The organism is Novosphingobium sp., from assembly GCF_036803765.1.
Classification (GTDB): domain Bacteria; phylum Pseudomonadota; class Alphaproteobacteria; order Sphingomonadales; family Sphingomonadaceae; genus Novosphingobium.
The window spans coordinates 72211-87173 of record NZ_DAIRTS010000018.1 but is presented as its reverse complement, the minus strand read 5'-3'; the positions used below and the strand labels follow the sequence as shown (position 1 = coordinate 87173).

Genomic DNA, 14963 nt, shown 5'->3' with positions numbered 1-14963 from the left:
GCGCAGAGCGACAGCCTACCTCTGACTGCCGCCAATCTTTGCAACAGAGCCGCCAGCCCCAGCCCGCCACCGGGGCGCGTGCGTGCATTGTCGAGCCGCACGAAGCGCTCGACCACGCGGGCGCGATCCTCGGGGCGGATACCGGCCCCGTCATCCTCGACCAGCAGCACCGCCTCGGCCGGATCGGCCAGCGTGCGCACGGTGATCGCGGTGCCGCCATATTTCAGCGCGTTGTCGATGCAGTTGGCGAGCGCGCGCGACACCAGCTCGCGATCCGCGCGCACCGGCGCGGAGGCAAGATCGAGCGTCAGCGCAACGCCCGACTGCTCGGCCAGCGGCTCGTAAAGCTCGGCCATGTCGGCGGCGACGTCGGCGAGGTCGAGCGGGACGCGGCGGTCCTGCACCGCGCCGCCCTCGAGCCGGCTGATCTCGAGCGCGGTCTCGAGCATGGCGCGCAGGCCATCGGCGTCGGCGCGGGCGGCCTGCAGCGCCTCGAGCGCCAAGGGCTCGTCCACCCGGGCCAGCGCGGTGTCGATCGCCGCGGACAGCCGCGTGACGGGGGAGCGCAAATCATGCGCCAGCGCGCCGGAGACCGCGCCGAGTTCGGCAACGAGGCTGGCGATCCGCTCGGCCATGAGGTTCATCTGCAGGCGCAGGTGATCGAAGCCATCGCCGCTGTCGGCCTCGACCAGCCGCATGCCGAAATTGCCCGCGGCGAGCTGCTCGGCCGCCTCGGCGATCTCGTGGGTGCGGCGGCTGATGGCCAGGCCGAGCAGCACGGCCGACAGCAGCGCCATGGCGACCGCGACGACGATGGTCAGCCCGATCGCCGCCGCGAACGCGAGGTTCAGGCGCCGCTCGCTGGCCCCCGCCAGTGCGACGGTCAGCGTACTGCCATCGGGCAGCTGGCTGGCCAGCGCCAGCGTTTCGATCGGCGCGGCGCCGGGTGCCAGCCGCAGGAGAACCGGAGCCGGGCGCGGCTGAATGCCGACGCGCGGAATGTAATCGATGTTGCTGGTCACTACCGGCCCGCCGCCGTGGGCCAGTGCGATGATCACCCCGGGGTCGGCGGCGCTGCCACGCTGGTCGCGGATGTAGCCGGCCAGCGCCGCGCGCCCCCCCTCGTAGAAGGCGGCGAGCAAGTCCTCGCGCACGTCGATGACCTGGTCCTCGCGGTCGGCGCGCACGACGTCGACCATCTCGCTACGCAGGAAGAAGATCGCCGCCGCGCTCGACAGCAGCTGCAGCACGAAGACGGCGATGACCAGCCGCAGCATCGTGGGCGAAAGACGCCGGCCGCGGGAAGTTGGCAGCGGCGGCGTCAACGGCACCAACTCCGCCACGTTCAATCGGCGGCCATGCGGTAACCCGCGCCGCGCACGGTATGGAACAGCGCCTGGGCTTCGCCATCGTCGATCTTGCGGCGCAGGCGGCTGATGTGCACGTCGATCACGTTGGTGCCGGGATCGAAGTGATAGTCCCACACCGCCTCGAGCAGCATGGTACGGGTGACGACCTCGCCCTGATGCAGCAGCATGTATTCGAGCAGGCGAAACTCGCGCGGTTGCAGCGTGATCTTGCGCGGCCCGCGCTTCACCTGGCGGGTCAGGCGGTCTAGTTCGAGATCGGCGCAGCGCAGCACGGTGTCCTGCACCTTGGCGCGCCCGGTGCCGCGCCGCATCAGCGCCTGGACGCGGGCATGAAGCTCGGCGAACGAGAACGGCTTGCCCAGATAATCGTCGGCACCGGCGGTCAGGCCGGCGACGCGGTCGTCGGTGCTGCCCAGCGCCGAGAGCATGATCACCGGGGTTTCGACCTCGGCCGCGCGCAGGGCCTTCAGTACCGAGACGCCGTCCATGCCGGGCAGCATGCGATCGAGCACCACCACGTCGAACTGGCTGTCGGTGGCAAGGAACAGGCCGTCGCGGCCGTTGGCGGCGCGATCGACGGTGAACCCCTCTTCGCCAAAACCCCGCGCGATGTAGTCCGCGATCTGCGGATCGTCTTCCACCAGCAAAATGCGTCCGGCCACGCGCCTGTCCCGTTCAAGTAAAATATCCCGCGGCACCATGGCCGTCGGGGCGCGTACCGGCAAGAGGGACGGCAGCCATGAAGCTGCAGCCAGCGCGGCGGCACGGGCGAAACTCAGTGGCCCGGCAGACGTCCCGGCATCTCGCCATGCGGCATGCCTGCCATGCCATCGCGGCTGAGCCCCGCAGCGCCCGGTAGACCGCCGCCCCCGCCGATGGCCGCACTGAAGCCATAGCCTTGCGGCAGGGTGGGCCCCATCGCTCCGCCCTGGCCAGCTGAACCGGGCATCGCGCCCGATGCGGCACCCAGTTCCGGGCCGAAGGCGGCACCCGCCGGGACCACGGGCCCCGGACGTAGCTCGGGCGATTGCGCGGCCAGCCGGGCACGATCGGGATCGACCGGCGTCACGGTCGCGTCGGCGTCCGTCGCATCGAGCGGGGCGGCATCGGCCGGGGCGGCGGCATGCGGCAACGATGCCTGCGCCGGCACGGGCTGCATCGAGGGCGCAGCGCCGGGCGCGATCGCGGCCCCCGCTGAGGCCGTCCCTGCGAGGCGCAAGGGCGCGGGCGTCACCGCGACGCGGGCATCGGCATAAGTCCGCGTGGCGCGCCCTGCCGCCATGTCGGGCGGGCTGTCCGGCGACCCGACCAGCGCGAAGACGGCAAGCCCTGCCGCCACGGCGCCGATCGCCGCTCCCCCGGCCATCGGCCAGACGCCGCGCCAGCGGGCCGTCGTCCGGCCCGGCGCGGCGCCCGGCATGGACGACGCCGGCGGCACGACACGCAGCAGCGGCACGATGGAGGCGGAAGAGGACCGCTCGGCCCGGGGCGCGGCACCGATTTGCGGATGCAGGGGCGCGGCGCCGACGATGCGCGGCACGAGGCCGTTGGGCGGTACCGGCGCGTCATAGCGGGCCAGGAAGGTATCGAGATCTGCGTCGGCGTGATCGGCACCGAACGGCAGGTGCGGCGGCATGGTCCCGGATATCGACATGGCTACCCGCCCTGCCCGATAACGCCGTGTCCGGCGACGCCACTGCTGCTCCCCCCGGCACTCGACGCGCCGCGAAACGCGACATCGGCGCAAGTGATCCGACGTGCCTCCAGCAATTCCCGCATCTGCCGCCTTGCCCTGAACAACAACGACTCCAGCGCCTTCACGTTCAGGTCGAGCACCTGTGCCGCGAGCACATTGGAGAAGCCCTCGTAATAGCACAGGACGAGCGCCGCGCGATAGCGTTCGGGGAGGCCCGCAAGGATTTCAGCTACTTCGGCACAGGCCTGTGCCTGCGCGATCACATGGTCGGCCAGCGGGGCATCGTCGGCCGAATCGGGCACGGCATCGGTCACCACGACGCGGAACCGTCGCTTGCGGTCGAAACACAGGTTCATCGTCACGCGGTGCAGCCAGCCGACCAGGCCGGCGCCACTGGCCTGCCAGCGCGGTGCATTCTGCCACAGCCGGGTGAAACAGTCCTGGACCACGTCCTCGGCCTCGTGGCCGTCGCCCAGCATGCGCGCGGCGACGCGGTAGAGCGGGGTCGCGTGGCGTTCGACGAGGAGTGCGAAAGCCTGCTCGCATCCCAGCCCGACGCGCTGCATCAGCGCCGTGTCGTCGAGCCGCGCCAATGCGGCAGGAGACAGCGCATCTGGCGCTGCCCGATCGCGATATGCGCCAGTCGTCGAACCGGCAGATCCTGCTTCCGAACCAGATCCCGGGGCGTAAATGTCCGCAAGGACAGCATCGCCCATGAATTCACCGCCCAAGGTCATACGGTCCATCCGTTGTGCACGATGGTAGCTCCGTCCATTCCCTTGTCCCGCGCCGGTGCTGCCTGCCGCTGTATGAACCGCAAATTTACAGTATCGGAAATTTGCCAAGTATTACGGCCCGATCACCCCCTCCTGTAGAGTGGTTTCGGCGTGTTTCAGGCACTGGTAAACCGGTTCCGGCCCGGATATGAAGCCGGTCACATTTAACGGCGGCCTGCCAACTGCCGGCCCCCTGGCTATAGAGACGACAAGCCCATGCAGCGCCATTCCCGTACCCGTTATCTCTCCTCGGCCGCGATCATCGCGCTGCCCGTCGCCCTCGTCGCCGGTGCCGCACCGGCGCTTGCCGACACTTCGGTCAGCACCAGCACGACCACCCCGCTCACCACCTCGAGCGCGGGCAACGTCACCGTGACCGGGACCGGCGCGATCAAGGTCAACAGCGGCACGGCGGTCACGGTCAACTCGTCGAGCAACGTCGCGGTCAACAGCAGCGGGTCGATCACCCTGCTGGGCGCGGACAACAGCGCAGGCATCGTCGCCAACGGGGGCGTCACCACCACGCTCACCAACGACGGCACGATCAGCGTCACCGAAGACTTCACCCCGACCACGCTGGGCAACAGCAACGTCGTCAGCGGCTCGGTCGCCAGCGCCAACAACCGCTTCGGCATCCACGTCCTGTCGGGCGCCGCCACGGCCGCCACGATCAAGAACACCGGCACGATCGTCGTCGAGGGCAACAACTCGGGCGGTATCGTCGTGGACTCGGACCTCAACGGTTCGATCACCAACACCGGCACGATCTCGGTCAAGGGCAACAACGCCGTTGGCGTGAAGACCGGCAACGTCACCGGCAACCTCGCGATCGGCGGCACCGTCTCGGTGCTGGGCCAGGGCGCGCAGGCGCTGGTCGTGGGCGGCAACGTCGCCGGCACGGTCAAGATCAACGGCACGCTGACGCAGGGCGTAAGCTACACCGCCGACAGCGGCGCCACGCAGGTCCTGTCGCCCGATGCGATCAGCACCGGCGTCGCCACCGCGCAGATCTCGGGCAATGTCACCGGCGGCGTGATCGTCACCACCGCGTCGACCACCAACAACGTCACCGAGACCGCCGGCTCGATCCAGTCCTACGGCACCAGCCCCGCGCTGCTGATCGGCGGCACCACGGCCACCACCATCGGCGGCGTGGCCGGCACCACGGGCACTTATTCGCTCGCGGTCGATGGCGCGATCACCGCGACCGGCACCTACAGCGGCCTCAACACCTATGGCGTCGTCCTCGGCGGCAAGGGTGGCACGGTGGCGATGTCGAACGGCATCGGCGTCTACGGCACGATCTCGGCCACCACGGTCAATGCGGACGCCACCGGCATCCTCATCAACCAGGGCGTGACCAACAATTCGATCTACATCGAAGGCACGATCAAGGTTGCCGCCAGCGGCGTCTCGTCGGGCAACCTCTACGGCATCCGCGACCTCTCGGGCACGCTGACCACGGTCAACAACACCGGCTTCATCACCGTCAGCGGCGCCTCGACCGGCAAGAACGCCGCGATCGACCTGTCGTCCAACACCTCGGGCGTGACGATCAAGCAGTACCTCAACGCTGCCGACGCCACGAGCCAGAAGAACGACAAGGCGGCCACCGGCTACAACGTCGACACCGCCACGGTCTATGCCGCGATCGCCGGTGACATCTACACCGGCTCGGGCAACGACCTGCTCGACATCGGCACCGGCAAGGTGACCGGCAACGCCTACCTCGGCGCCGGCAACAACACCGTGAAGCTGTCCGACGATTCCAAGTGGGTCGGCAACATCGACTTCGGCAATGCCGGCACCGCCACGATGACGATGGCCGACAATGCCCGCTTCACCGGCAACCTCGCACTTAACGGCCAGGCCGGCACGCTGACCATCGGCGGTTCGTCGATCTGGGCGGGCACCGTCACCGGCGCCAACCAGCTGGCGGTCACCGTCAACGGCGGCCAGTTCAACGCCAACAGCAGCGGCGTGAATACGATCAACGCCCTGACCGTGAACTCGGGCGGCAGCCTCGGCGTCTATGTCGACGGCACCACCGGCACCGCCTCCAAGCTGATGGCCAACACCGTCACCTTCGCCAGCGGCGCCAAGATCGGCGTGACGGTCACCTCGTTCGCCAAGGCGGCCGGTACCTACGACATCGTTTCGGCCGGCACGCTGACGGGGGCAAGCAACGTCACCACCTCGTCGCTGGCCCTGCCCGTGCTGTTCAAGGGGTCGATCACCAGCCAGGGCAACGACATCTACCTGACGCTGGCACGCAAGTCGGCCACGGAGCTCGGCCTGACCTCGCCGCAGGCCGCAGCCTACGACGCGATCATCGCCAATGCCGCCAACTTCGGCACGCTGCAGTCGAGCCTGCTGCAGATCGGCACCGCCGCCGGCCTGCAGACCCAGTTCAACCAGCTGCTGCCCGACTATGCCGGCGGCGCCTACGACTTCGTGTCGCGCGCCTCGCGCATGGCCGCGCTGCACATCACCGAAGACACCTCGCTCTTCACGATCAGCGGCTCGGGCGCCTGGGTCGAACCGCTCTACTTCCACGCCAACAAGCACGACAACGACACCGTGGGCTACACCACCAACGGGGGCGGCCTCTCGGTCGGCTTCGAGAAGGTGACCGCGATCGGTAACGTCGGTCTCTACTTCGACTGGGCCAACGGCAGCGTCGACAACACCAACGCGCAGAAGCTCAAGGTCAACAACCTCGAGTTCAACGCATTCTGGCGCAAGAAGTTCGGCAACCTCTACGCCTTCGCACGTGGCGGCTACGGCAAGTCGTCGTTCACCCTCGATCGCAACTTCACCGGTGCGGTCAATGGCGCGGCCATCGCCTATACCGCCCATGGCGGCTGGAAGGGCAAGTCGATCGGTGCGACCGGCGGCTTCGCCTACGACTTCAACCTGAGCGACACCTTCAAGGTCAAGCCGAAGGCGACCTTCGACTACCTGCGCCTCAAGGAAGACGGCTACCAGGAGACCGGCACCGACGCGATGATCCTGCTAGTCAACGGCCGCCGCAGCACCGCGCTGACCGCCACGACCACGCTGGGCTTCGTGTGGAGCAGCGGCCCGAGCAGCACCGAAGGCCGTCCGTTCTCGGTCGAAGTCGACGCCGGTCGCCGCAGCCACCTGTCGGGCGATCTCGGCATGACCACCGCAACGTTCGGCTCCGGCTCGACCTTCACGCTGACCCCGCAGAACGTCCAGTCGGCTTGGGTCGGCACGGTGGGCATCCTCCAGGGTGGTCTCGACTACACCTGGAAGATCTCGGCCACCGCCGAGAAGCCCGAGAACGGCGGCATCGGCTACGGCGCGCGCGCCTCGCTGAGCATCGCGCTCTGATCGCGACGCAAGCGCGCATCACCCGCACCTGAAAGGGGCGGCGACCACACCGGTCGCCGCCCCTTTTGCTTGGACGGTGCCGCAACGAACGCGCAGGCAATGCCAGGCAGTGCCGGACAATGATGGCGTGCAGGGCACGTTTGTCCGCCCCGGCGGTTCAGGAGGCGACACCAACAGGATCAGGACCGATCATGGAAGACGCCCGCGACTTGCCCCCCAAACGCCGTGCCCGCCGCTTCGAGAAAGCCGGCATGGCCGTCGTCGCGCTCATACTGGCGATCATCGTCGTCGTATTCGTCGGCCGAAACCTGTGGCACGCCGATGTCGAGCAGAAGCAGCCGGAGACGACCGCCCCCAGCGCGGTGTAAGGCCGGGGCCGCGGAGAGGACAATGTCCTCTCGCGGCCTCAGTGGTCGCTGCGCCCGAAGTCGGGCCGCGCGTCGTCCTGGCCCAGTTCGATGATCGAGCGGCGGATCGCGCGGGTGCGGGTGAAATGGTCGAACAGCGCCGGCCCATCGCCCTTGCGGATCGCCTTCTGCAATTCGGCCAGGTCCTCGGTGAAGACCTGCAGCATCTGCAGCACGGCATCGCGGTTGCTGAGGAAGACGTCGCGCCACATCGTCGGGTCCGAGGCGGCGATGCGCGTGAAGTCGCGAAACCCGCCGGCCGAGAACTTGATGACCTCGCTCTGGGTCACGTCCTCGAGGTCCGATGCGGTCCCCACGATGGTATAGGCGATGAGGTGCGGCAGGTGGCTCGTGACCGCGAGCACCAGGTCGTGGTGCGCCGCATCCATTAGCTCGACCCGCGCGCCGAGCGCTTCCCAGAACGCGGTCACGCGCGCCACCGCTTGGCCGTCGACGGCCTCGGGCGGGGTCAGGATGCACCAGCGCCGGTCGAACAGCGTGGCAAAGCCCGCATCAGGGCCGCTCTGCTCGGTGCCCGCGACAGGGTGCGCCGGGACGATCGTGTGGTTGGGCAGCGCCTCGCCGAGGGCCTGCAGCACGCTGGCCTTGCTCGATCCCACGTCGCTGACGATGCAACCCGCCGGCAGATAGGGGGCGACGGCGGCGGCAGCGGCGGCCATGGCGCCGACGGGCACGCAGAACACCACCAGCTCGGCCTGCGCCACGGCCTCCTGAGCCCTTTGCGCGATGGTGTCGGCCAGGTCGATCGCTGCGGCACGGGCGCGCACCTCGGCGCTGGCATCGTAGCCGGTGACGTGGACCCCGGCGATGCGGCTGCGTGCCGCGCGCGCGACCGAGCCGCCGAGCAGCCCGAGGCCGATGACGGCGACGCGCCGGAACGGCGCTGGAGCGGCCGTCATGCCGCCTCTGCCAGACGGCGCAGCGTCGCGGCGATCAGGTCCATCTGTTCGGCCGTACCGATCGTGATGCGCAGGCACTGCGGCAGGCCCTGCCCCGGCAGCCAGCGGGTGATGAAACCCGCCTCCATTAGGCCGAGATAGGCCGCCTCGGCGCTCAGCGCGCCGGCGAACTCGATCAGCACGAAGTTGGCCTCGCTCGGCAGCGGGCGCAGCCCGTGATTGCCCAGCGCCTCGAGCGCGGCGACGAAGCGGGTGCGCTCGGCGCGATTGTGCGCCGCCGACGCCGCCACGAAAGCCTGGTCCTCGACCGCGGCCAGCCCCATCGCCTGCCCGGTGAGCGAGACGTTGAACGGCCCGCGGATGCGGTTGAGCATGTCGACGAGATCGGGCGCGCCGGTGGCCCAGCCGATCCGCTCGCCGGCCAGGCCATAGATCTTGGAAAACGTGCGCGTGACCAGCACGTTCTGGGCGCTTGCGGCCAGTTCGAGGGCGCCATCGGCATCCTCGGGCGCGACATATTCGGCATAGGCCTGGTCGACCACCAGCAGCACGCCGGCGGGCAGGCCTGCATGAAGCCGGGCCAGTTCCTCGCGGCCGATGTAGCTGCCCGTGGGGTTGTTGGGATTGGCCAGGAAAACCACGCGCGTCGCCGGCGTGACCGCCGCCAGCAGTGCGTCGACGTCGGTGCCGTAATCGCGGTCGGGCGCCACGACCGGGGTCGCCCCGCAGCGCTGCGCCGCGATCGGATAGACCGAGAAGCCATAGCGCACGAACAATACCTCGTCGCCGACCCCGGCATAGGCCTGCGCCGCCAGATGCAGCAATTCGTCCGAGCCCGTGCCCATCACGATCCGCGCCGGGTCGATCCCGTGCAGCGCGCCGAGTGCACCGCGCAGCGCGACGCTGTCGGGATCGGGATAAAGCGCGGCGCTGGGCACCGTCCCGCGCGCCGCCACGGCCGCGGCACTCGTGCCGAGCGGGTTCTCGTTGGCCGAGAGCTTGACCAGCGGCTTGCCGTCCGGCCCGGCCGACTTGCCCGGCACATAGGCATGGATCGCGGCGATCCAGGCCTTGGGTACGGGGCGGGCGAGCGTTTCGGGCTGGTCGGTCATGATGCGCGGCTTTACGCCAAGGACGGCGCTTTTCAAGGCGCTTTGGCGGGTATCGGGTCGGGCTTGCCGGCGCCGCTCAGGCGACGTCGGACCAGGCTGCCGGGCTGCTCCAGTCGGTCACCATCGCAAAGGCCGGCATCGTCACCTTGGCGTTGGGGCCGCGGTTGATCTGCGTCGGACCATTCGGGCCGGTGCCGAGCGAGAGCCCTGCCGCGCTGAGCTGGTAAGGCGAGACGCGGTAGCGGGTGCACAGTCCGCCATTGCCGTCGGCGACCAGTTCCTGCTCGAACTCCAGCCCCTGCTGGTGCCCCATGCTGCGGCTCACCCGGCTCACCACGAGTTGCCCGTCACCCAGGTCGAGCACGAAGGGCGTGCCCAGCGGCACTTCCATCAGGCCCTCGATCAGCGCGCCCGACATCGACAGGTTGCGCAGCACGACCGGATAATAATGGTCCTCGTGAACCACGCCGACGCGGCGGAACATCGCCTGGCGCTGGTGCCGCTGGCGCGCCGGGCCCGACGGCTCGATCGTCCAGTCGCCCTCGGTCAGGCGCTCGACGAAGGCCGCGTTGCCCAGCGGCTCGCTGTAGATGTAGCCCTGCACGTGGCTGACAGCGAGCGCCTTCATCGCGTCGAACTGGTCGAAGCTCTCCACCCCTTCGGCGGTCGTCTCCATGCCCAGCGCCTGTGCCAGCGCGACGATCGCGGCGATGATCGCGCGGTTGCGGCTTTCCGGCCGGGTCGCGCCGCGCACGAAGGACTGGTCGATCTTGATCTTGTCGAACGGCGCGTTCTTCAGATAGGCGAGCGAGGAATAGCCGGTGCCGAAATCATCGAGCGCGAGGCGCACGCCCAGCCCTTTCAGCGCCTTGAACTGCGCGTCGGTCAGCCCGCCTTCCTCGAGGAACACGCCCTCGGTGATCTCCAGCTCGAGCCGGCCCGGCTCCAGCCCGGACTGCGCCAGCGCCGAGGCGACCAGCGCCGGAAAGCCCTCGTCGCCGAATTGCGCTGGCGAGACGTTGACCGCGACGCGCAGGGCCGCCGGCCAGGTTGCCGCATCGGCACAGGCCTTGCGCAGCGCCCATTCGCCCAGCCCCCGGATCAGGTTCGATTCCTCGGCGATGGGAATGAAGCGCGCCGGCGAGATCGCCCCGCGTTCGGGATGGTTCCAGCGCATCAGCGCCTCGACGCCCATCACCCGGTTGGTCTGCGCGGCGACGAACGGCTGGTAGTTCAGCTCGAGCTCGCCCTTGGCCAGCGCATCGTGGAGATCTTCCTCGAGCGCCTTGCGGTCTTCGGCCGCCTTGAGGAAATCGCTGGAGAAGAACCGGAAGCGGCCGCGCCCGCTGCCCTTGGCCGCATAGAGCGCAAGGTCGGCACTGCGCACCAGCTCGTCGGCCGCGGCCCCGTCGAACGGTGCGATCGCCACGCCGATCGAGGCGCCGATGAGGCAGCGCGTACCATCGATGACATAGGGCTGCGAGATCTGGGCGATGAGCGTCTCGGCCAGTTCGCCCAGCCGCCCGCGATCGTCAACGTCGGGCAGTATGATCTGGAACTCATCACCGCCCAGCCGGCCGACGCGCTCGGCATCCCCGACGATCTTGACCAGCCGCTCGGCCACCTGGACCAGCAGCGCGTCGCCGGCGGCATGGCCCAGCGTATCGTTGACCTGCTTGAAGCGGTCGAGGTCGATGAGCAGCGTGGCGCAGGGGCGCTTGGCCATGGCGAACGCCGCCAGCGTGCGCGTCAGGCTCTGCGTCATGTGCCGGCGGTTGCCGAGGCCCGTGAGCGGATCGTGCAGCGCGAGATGCGAGCTTTCCTGTGCGCTCTTGCGCTCCTCGGTCACGTCGACGCAATGGCCGTAAAAGCCTGCGAAGACGCCGCGTTCGTGGCTCGCCTCGCCCGAAAGCGACCACCAGCGCGCCGTGCGACCGCTGCCAGTGCGCACCGTCAGGCGCTCGAACCGGGTGCGCCGGGCCAGCATGAAGCGCAAGCTGCGCTCGCCGTCGGCCTCGTCCTGGTGGAACACGTCGAGCAGGGTGGCGCCAACCGGGTCTGCGCCATCGCCCAGCACGGCGCGGGCGGCGGACGAGAGATACGTCAGCCGGCCCTGCGCGTCGCTGCACCAGAAGGCGCCAAGCCCGAGCGATTCATAGGCCTGCACCAGCGCTGCCGCCGGCGTCTCCTCGGCTGCTGCCTTGCCCCACGCCATCCGCCGCAACGGCATCCGATTCTCCGAAAAGGTAAAAAACCTAAGGTGTTTTACATTGAGTCGCTTGATGGCGGGTTAAGGCTGATGCGACGGCGCGAGGCTGCCCGCATGTCGCAGGCGATAACCAAAAAAAGGCCGGAAGCTGATGCTTCCGGCCCCAGGTCGTTCGCAGGAGGAACATGGTTTGGCAGGGTGGGAGAGAGAGGGAGAGGATCAGGTCTCCCGCCCCGCCAAGCTGGTGAAAACTTACATGTTGTAGGCGCGCTCGCCGTGCTCGTTGATGTCGAGCCCTTCGCGTTCGGCCTCTTCGGTCGGACGCAGGCCGATGGTCTTGTCGAGCGCGATGAACAGGATCGCCGAGACGCCGCCCGAGAGCACCAGGGTCAGGACCACGGCCTTGATCTGGGTGATGATCTGGCCGACGAGGTCGTAGGTGCCGGCCTTGGCGGGGAACACGGTGTAGTCGACCCAGCCCTGGCCGCCGAGGCGCGGGTCGGCGACGATGGCGGTGCCGATGGCGCCGACGATGCCGCCGATGCAGTGCACGCCGAACACGTCGAGCGTGTCGTCATACTTGAGCGCGTTCTTCACGGTGGTGACGAACAGGAAGCAGACCGGCGAGACGACGAGGCCGAGGATGATCGCGCCCATCGGAGCGGCGAAACCGGCAGCCGGGGTGATCGCGACGAGGCCGGCGACGGCACCCGAGGCAGCGCCCAGCATCGAGGGCTTGCCGTGCTTGATCTGCTCGATGACCGACCAGGAGACGGCGGCAGCGGCGGTGGCGACGAAGGTGTTGATGAAGGCAAGGCTGGTCGCGGCGTTGGCTTCGAGGCCCGAGCCGGCGTTGAAGCCGAACCAGCCCACCCACAGCAGCGAGGCGCCGATCATGGTCATGGTCAGCGAGTGCGGCGGGGTGGCTTCCTTGCCATAGCCCAGGCGCTTGCCGATCACGAGGCAGCCGACGAGGCCCGCGATACCGGCGTTGATGTGCACCACGGTGCCACCGGCGAAGTCGAGGCCGCCCCAGCCGTAGATCAGGCCGGCGTCAGCGGTGTTGTCCGACAGGAAGTCGGGGCCGGCGAAGTACCACACCATGTGAGCCATCGGGAAATAGACCAGCGTCAGCCACAGCACGGTGAAGATCATCAGCGGGGTGAACTTCACGCGTTCGGCAAAGGCACCGACGATCAGCGCCGGGGTGATGCACGCGAAGGTCATCTGGAAGATGACGTAGACGTATTCGGGCAGATAGACGTTGTTCGAGAACGTCGCGGCGTACGTCGAGATCGACACGCCCTGCAGGAACGCCTTGGAGAAGCCGCCGACGTAGGGCGAGCCGCCGGTGAAGGCCATCGAGTAGCCCCAGCACACCCAGCACAGCGCCGCGACCGACACGATCATCAGCACCTGCATCAGCACCGAGAGCATATTCTTGGTGCGCACCAAGCCGCCGTAGAACAGCGCGAGGGCGGGGATGCTCATCATGAGCACGAGCGCGGCGGATACGAGCATCCAGGCGACGTCGCCCTTGTTGACCATGGTGGCCATCTGCTCGGCCGTGGGGGCCTTGATCGGCCCGGTCTGCGCGAAGGCGGCAGAGGCCATGCCGAGCGAAAGCCCGGCTGCCGTCATGCCACTGATCATCTTGCGGATCATATGGTTGTTTCCCCTCTTCTCGGAAGTCACAGCGCGGTGTCGCCGCTCTCGCCGGTGCGGATGCGCACCGCCGAAGCGAGATCGAGCACGAAGATCTTGCCGTCGCCGATCGCCTCGGTGCTGGCGGTTTGCTGGATCGTTTCGACGATCTGCGGCGCCAGGTCATCGCTGGCGGCGATCTCGATCTTCACCTTGGGCAGCATGTTCGTGGAGTATTCGGCGCCGCGGTAGATCTCGGTCTGGCCCTTCTGGCGGCCAAATCCCTTGACTTCCGACACCGTCATCCCAGCCACGCCCAGACCGGACAGCGCTTCGCGCACCTCGTCCAGCTTGAACGGCTTGATGATGGCGATGATGAATTTCATTCATGCCCCCTTTCGCGGCCTCAACCACCGGTCCCTGTCCGGCAGGTTCATGAATGCAAAGCCTGTGCCAAATCCGTTTTGTTACGGAATCCGCGATTTACGGAAACCATATTTGCCGATGCGCGTTTTGCGCCGCTCGAATCTTGTGCAGATGCGTAAAGATGCCTGTTTTTTAGGCAGGCCATGATCCTCCCTGTGCCACGGGCACGGGGAGGTGGCAGACCGCGCAGCGGGCTGACGGAGGGGAAATAGCCTCGCGTAACATACCCCTCCACCACCCGCTGGCGCGGGCGGTCCCTCTCCCCGCCTCACGGCAAGGAGGATCTATCAGCGGTGCGTTCAGCCTGCGTCGGGCAAGCGCAGGCGTGCCCAGACCGGCAAGTGGTCCGAGGCCTGGATCGCGAGCGCCGAGCGATGGACGCCCATGTCCTCGACGTGCCAGTCGCGGCTGACGACGATCCGGTCGAGCTGGCCGAGCGGGCGCCGCGCGGGAAAGCTGCGGCCGGGCGCGAGCACGGCGAGCGCGGGGTCGAAGGCGGCAAGCGCACCGCCACGGGGAGCCCATTCGTTGAAATCGCCCATCATCACGCAGGGCCCGGCACCCGCCGCCGCACAGGCGACGCGCACCTGCTGGCGGCGGCGCAGGCCGGAAAGGTCGAGGTGCATGCCGATCACGCGCAGGCTGCGCCCCGCCACCGCCAGGTCGGCGGCCACCGCGCCGCGCGGCTCGAGCGTGGGGAGCGCGATCGCGGCGCAACCCGAAACTTCGATCTCACGCCGCACGAGAATGACGTTGCCATGCCAGCCAAGGCTCCCAGGCCGGCGCGCGCGGTCGATCAGGCCGGGCGCCACCGCGCGCCACGGGCTGGCATGGGCAAGAAGGGCGGGCGGGATCACCGCCTCGCGCGCGCCATAGCGGCCGTCGGCCTCCTGCAGCGCGATGACGTCGGCGTCGATTTCGCGCAGCACCGCCAGGATGCGGTCGGGGTCGCACCGCCGGTCCGCGCCCACACCCTTGTGAATATTGTAGCTGGCGAACAGCAGGGTTCCGGGTGCAGCCCCTGCCCCGTGCGCGCCGTGCGCCCC

The 14963-nt window shown here is 68.6% G+C and carries 12 protein-coding genes; 2 read left to right on the top strand and 10 right to left on the bottom strand.

Annotated elements, in window-relative coordinates:
- The 4 genes from V7Q48_RS12860 to V7Q48_RS12845 form a co-directional block, all read right to left on the bottom strand.
- The coding region (locus V7Q48_RS12860; protein ID WP_333838608.1) for a sensor histidine kinase at positions 1-1277 on the bottom strand (1277 nt) is incomplete at its 3' end.
- Between the two features lie 68 nt (positions 1278-1345).
- Positions 1346-2032: a response regulator transcription factor gene (locus tag V7Q48_RS12855; protein ID WP_333838607.1), complete on the bottom strand. Its 687-nt coding sequence runs from the start codon at positions 2030-2032 to the stop codon at positions 1346-1348.
- A 113-nt stretch (positions 2033-2145) separates the two neighbouring features.
- Complete coding sequence (locus V7Q48_RS12850) at positions 2146-3024, bottom strand: hypothetical protein (RefSeq protein WP_333838606.1); 879 nt, start codon at positions 3022-3024, stop codon at positions 2146-2148.
- Positions 3025-3026: 2 nt separating this feature from the next.
- Positions 3027-3803, bottom strand: coding sequence for an RNA polymerase sigma factor (locus V7Q48_RS12845; RefSeq protein ID WP_333838604.1), 777 nt, complete (start codon positions 3801-3803; stop codon positions 3027-3029).
- Between the two features lie 255 nt (positions 3804-4058).
- Between V7Q48_RS12845 and V7Q48_RS12840 the strand changes: the two genes are divergently transcribed.
- Together V7Q48_RS12840 and V7Q48_RS12835 are read left to right on the top strand one after the other, a co-directional pair.
- Positions 4059-7199: an autotransporter outer membrane beta-barrel domain-containing protein gene (locus tag V7Q48_RS12840; protein WP_333838602.1), complete on the top strand. Its 3141-nt coding sequence runs from the start codon at positions 4059-4061 to the stop codon at positions 7197-7199.
- 191 nt (positions 7200-7390) lie between these two features.
- Complete coding sequence (locus V7Q48_RS12835) at positions 7391-7567, top strand: hypothetical protein (RefSeq protein WP_333838600.1); 177 nt, start codon at positions 7391-7393, stop codon at positions 7565-7567.
- Between the two features lie 38 nt (positions 7568-7605).
- Here the strand turns inward: V7Q48_RS12835 and V7Q48_RS12830 are convergent, their stop codons facing one another.
- From V7Q48_RS12830 to V7Q48_RS12805, 6 genes are all read right to left on the bottom strand, one after another.
- Positions 7606-8526 (bottom strand): prephenate/arogenate dehydrogenase family protein, encoded by a 921-nt coding sequence (locus V7Q48_RS12830; RefSeq protein ID WP_333838598.1) that lies wholly within the window; start codon positions 8524-8526, stop codon positions 7606-7608.
- The gene (gene hisC, locus V7Q48_RS12825; RefSeq protein ID WP_333838597.1) at positions 8523-9638 is read right to left on the bottom strand and encodes a histidinol-phosphate transaminase; all 1116 of its coding nucleotides are present in this window, start codon (positions 9636-9638) and stop codon (positions 8523-8525) included. The genes V7Q48_RS12830 and hisC overlap by 4 nt, the downstream gene beginning before the upstream one ends.
- Positions 9639-9714: 76 nt before the next feature.
- Positions 9715-11853 (bottom strand): EAL domain-containing protein, encoded by a 2139-nt coding sequence (locus V7Q48_RS12820; RefSeq protein WP_333838595.1) that lies wholly within the window; start codon positions 11851-11853, stop codon positions 9715-9717.
- A gap of 246 nt (positions 11854-12099) precedes the next feature.
- A complete protein-coding gene (locus tag V7Q48_RS12815) occupies positions 12100-13512 on the bottom strand; it encodes an ammonium transporter (protein WP_333838594.1) in 1413 nt (470 codons plus the stop codon).
- 26 nt (positions 13513-13538) lie between these two features.
- Positions 13539-13877, bottom strand: a complete 339-nt coding sequence (locus tag V7Q48_RS12810) for a P-II family nitrogen regulator (RefSeq protein ID WP_333838592.1) — start codon at positions 13875-13877, stop codon at positions 13539-13541.
- 339 nt (positions 13878-14216) lie between these two features.
- Positions 14217-14921 carry an endonuclease/exonuclease/phosphatase family protein gene (locus V7Q48_RS12805; RefSeq protein WP_333838614.1) on the bottom strand — a complete coding sequence of 235 codons (705 nt, stop codon included), beginning with the start codon at positions 14919-14921 and terminating at the stop codon, positions 14217-14219.
- Positions 14922-14963 lie beyond the last annotated feature (42 nt).

Bases quoted from the DNA above. Each gene is read 5' to 3' on its own strand.
- V7Q48_RS12840 (WP_333838602.1), top strand. From the start codon at position 4,059: ATGCAGCGCCATTCCCGTACCCGTTATCTCTCCTCGGCCGCGATCATC.
- V7Q48_RS12850 (WP_333838606.1), bottom strand. From the start codon at position 3,024: ATGTCGATATCCGGGACCATGCCGCCGCACCTGCCGTTCGGTGCCGAT.
- V7Q48_RS12835 (WP_333838600.1), top strand. From the start codon at position 7,391: ATGGAAGACGCCCGCGACTTGCCCCCCAAACGCCGTGCCCGCCGCTTC.
- V7Q48_RS12820 (WP_333838595.1), bottom strand. From the start codon at position 11,853: ATGGCGTGGGGCAAGGCAGCAGCCGAGGAGACGCCGGCGGCAGCGCTG.
- V7Q48_RS12815 (WP_333838594.1), bottom strand. From the start codon at position 13,512: ATGATCCGCAAGATGATCAGTGGCATGACGGCAGCCGGGCTTTCGCTC.
- V7Q48_RS12845 (WP_333838604.1), bottom strand. From the start codon at position 3,803: ATGACCTTGGGCGGTGAATTCATGGGCGATGCTGTCCTTGCGGACATT.
- V7Q48_RS12830 (WP_333838598.1), bottom strand. From the start codon at position 8,526: ATGACGGCCGCTCCAGCGCCGTTCCGGCGCGTCGCCGTCATCGGCCTC.
- V7Q48_RS12810 (WP_333838592.1), bottom strand. From the start codon at position 13,877: ATGAAATTCATCATCGCCATCATCAAGCCGTTCAAGCTGGACGAGGTG.
- hisC (WP_333838597.1), bottom strand. From the start codon at position 9,638: ATGACCGACCAGCCCGAAACGCTCGCCCGCCCCGTACCCAAGGCCTGG.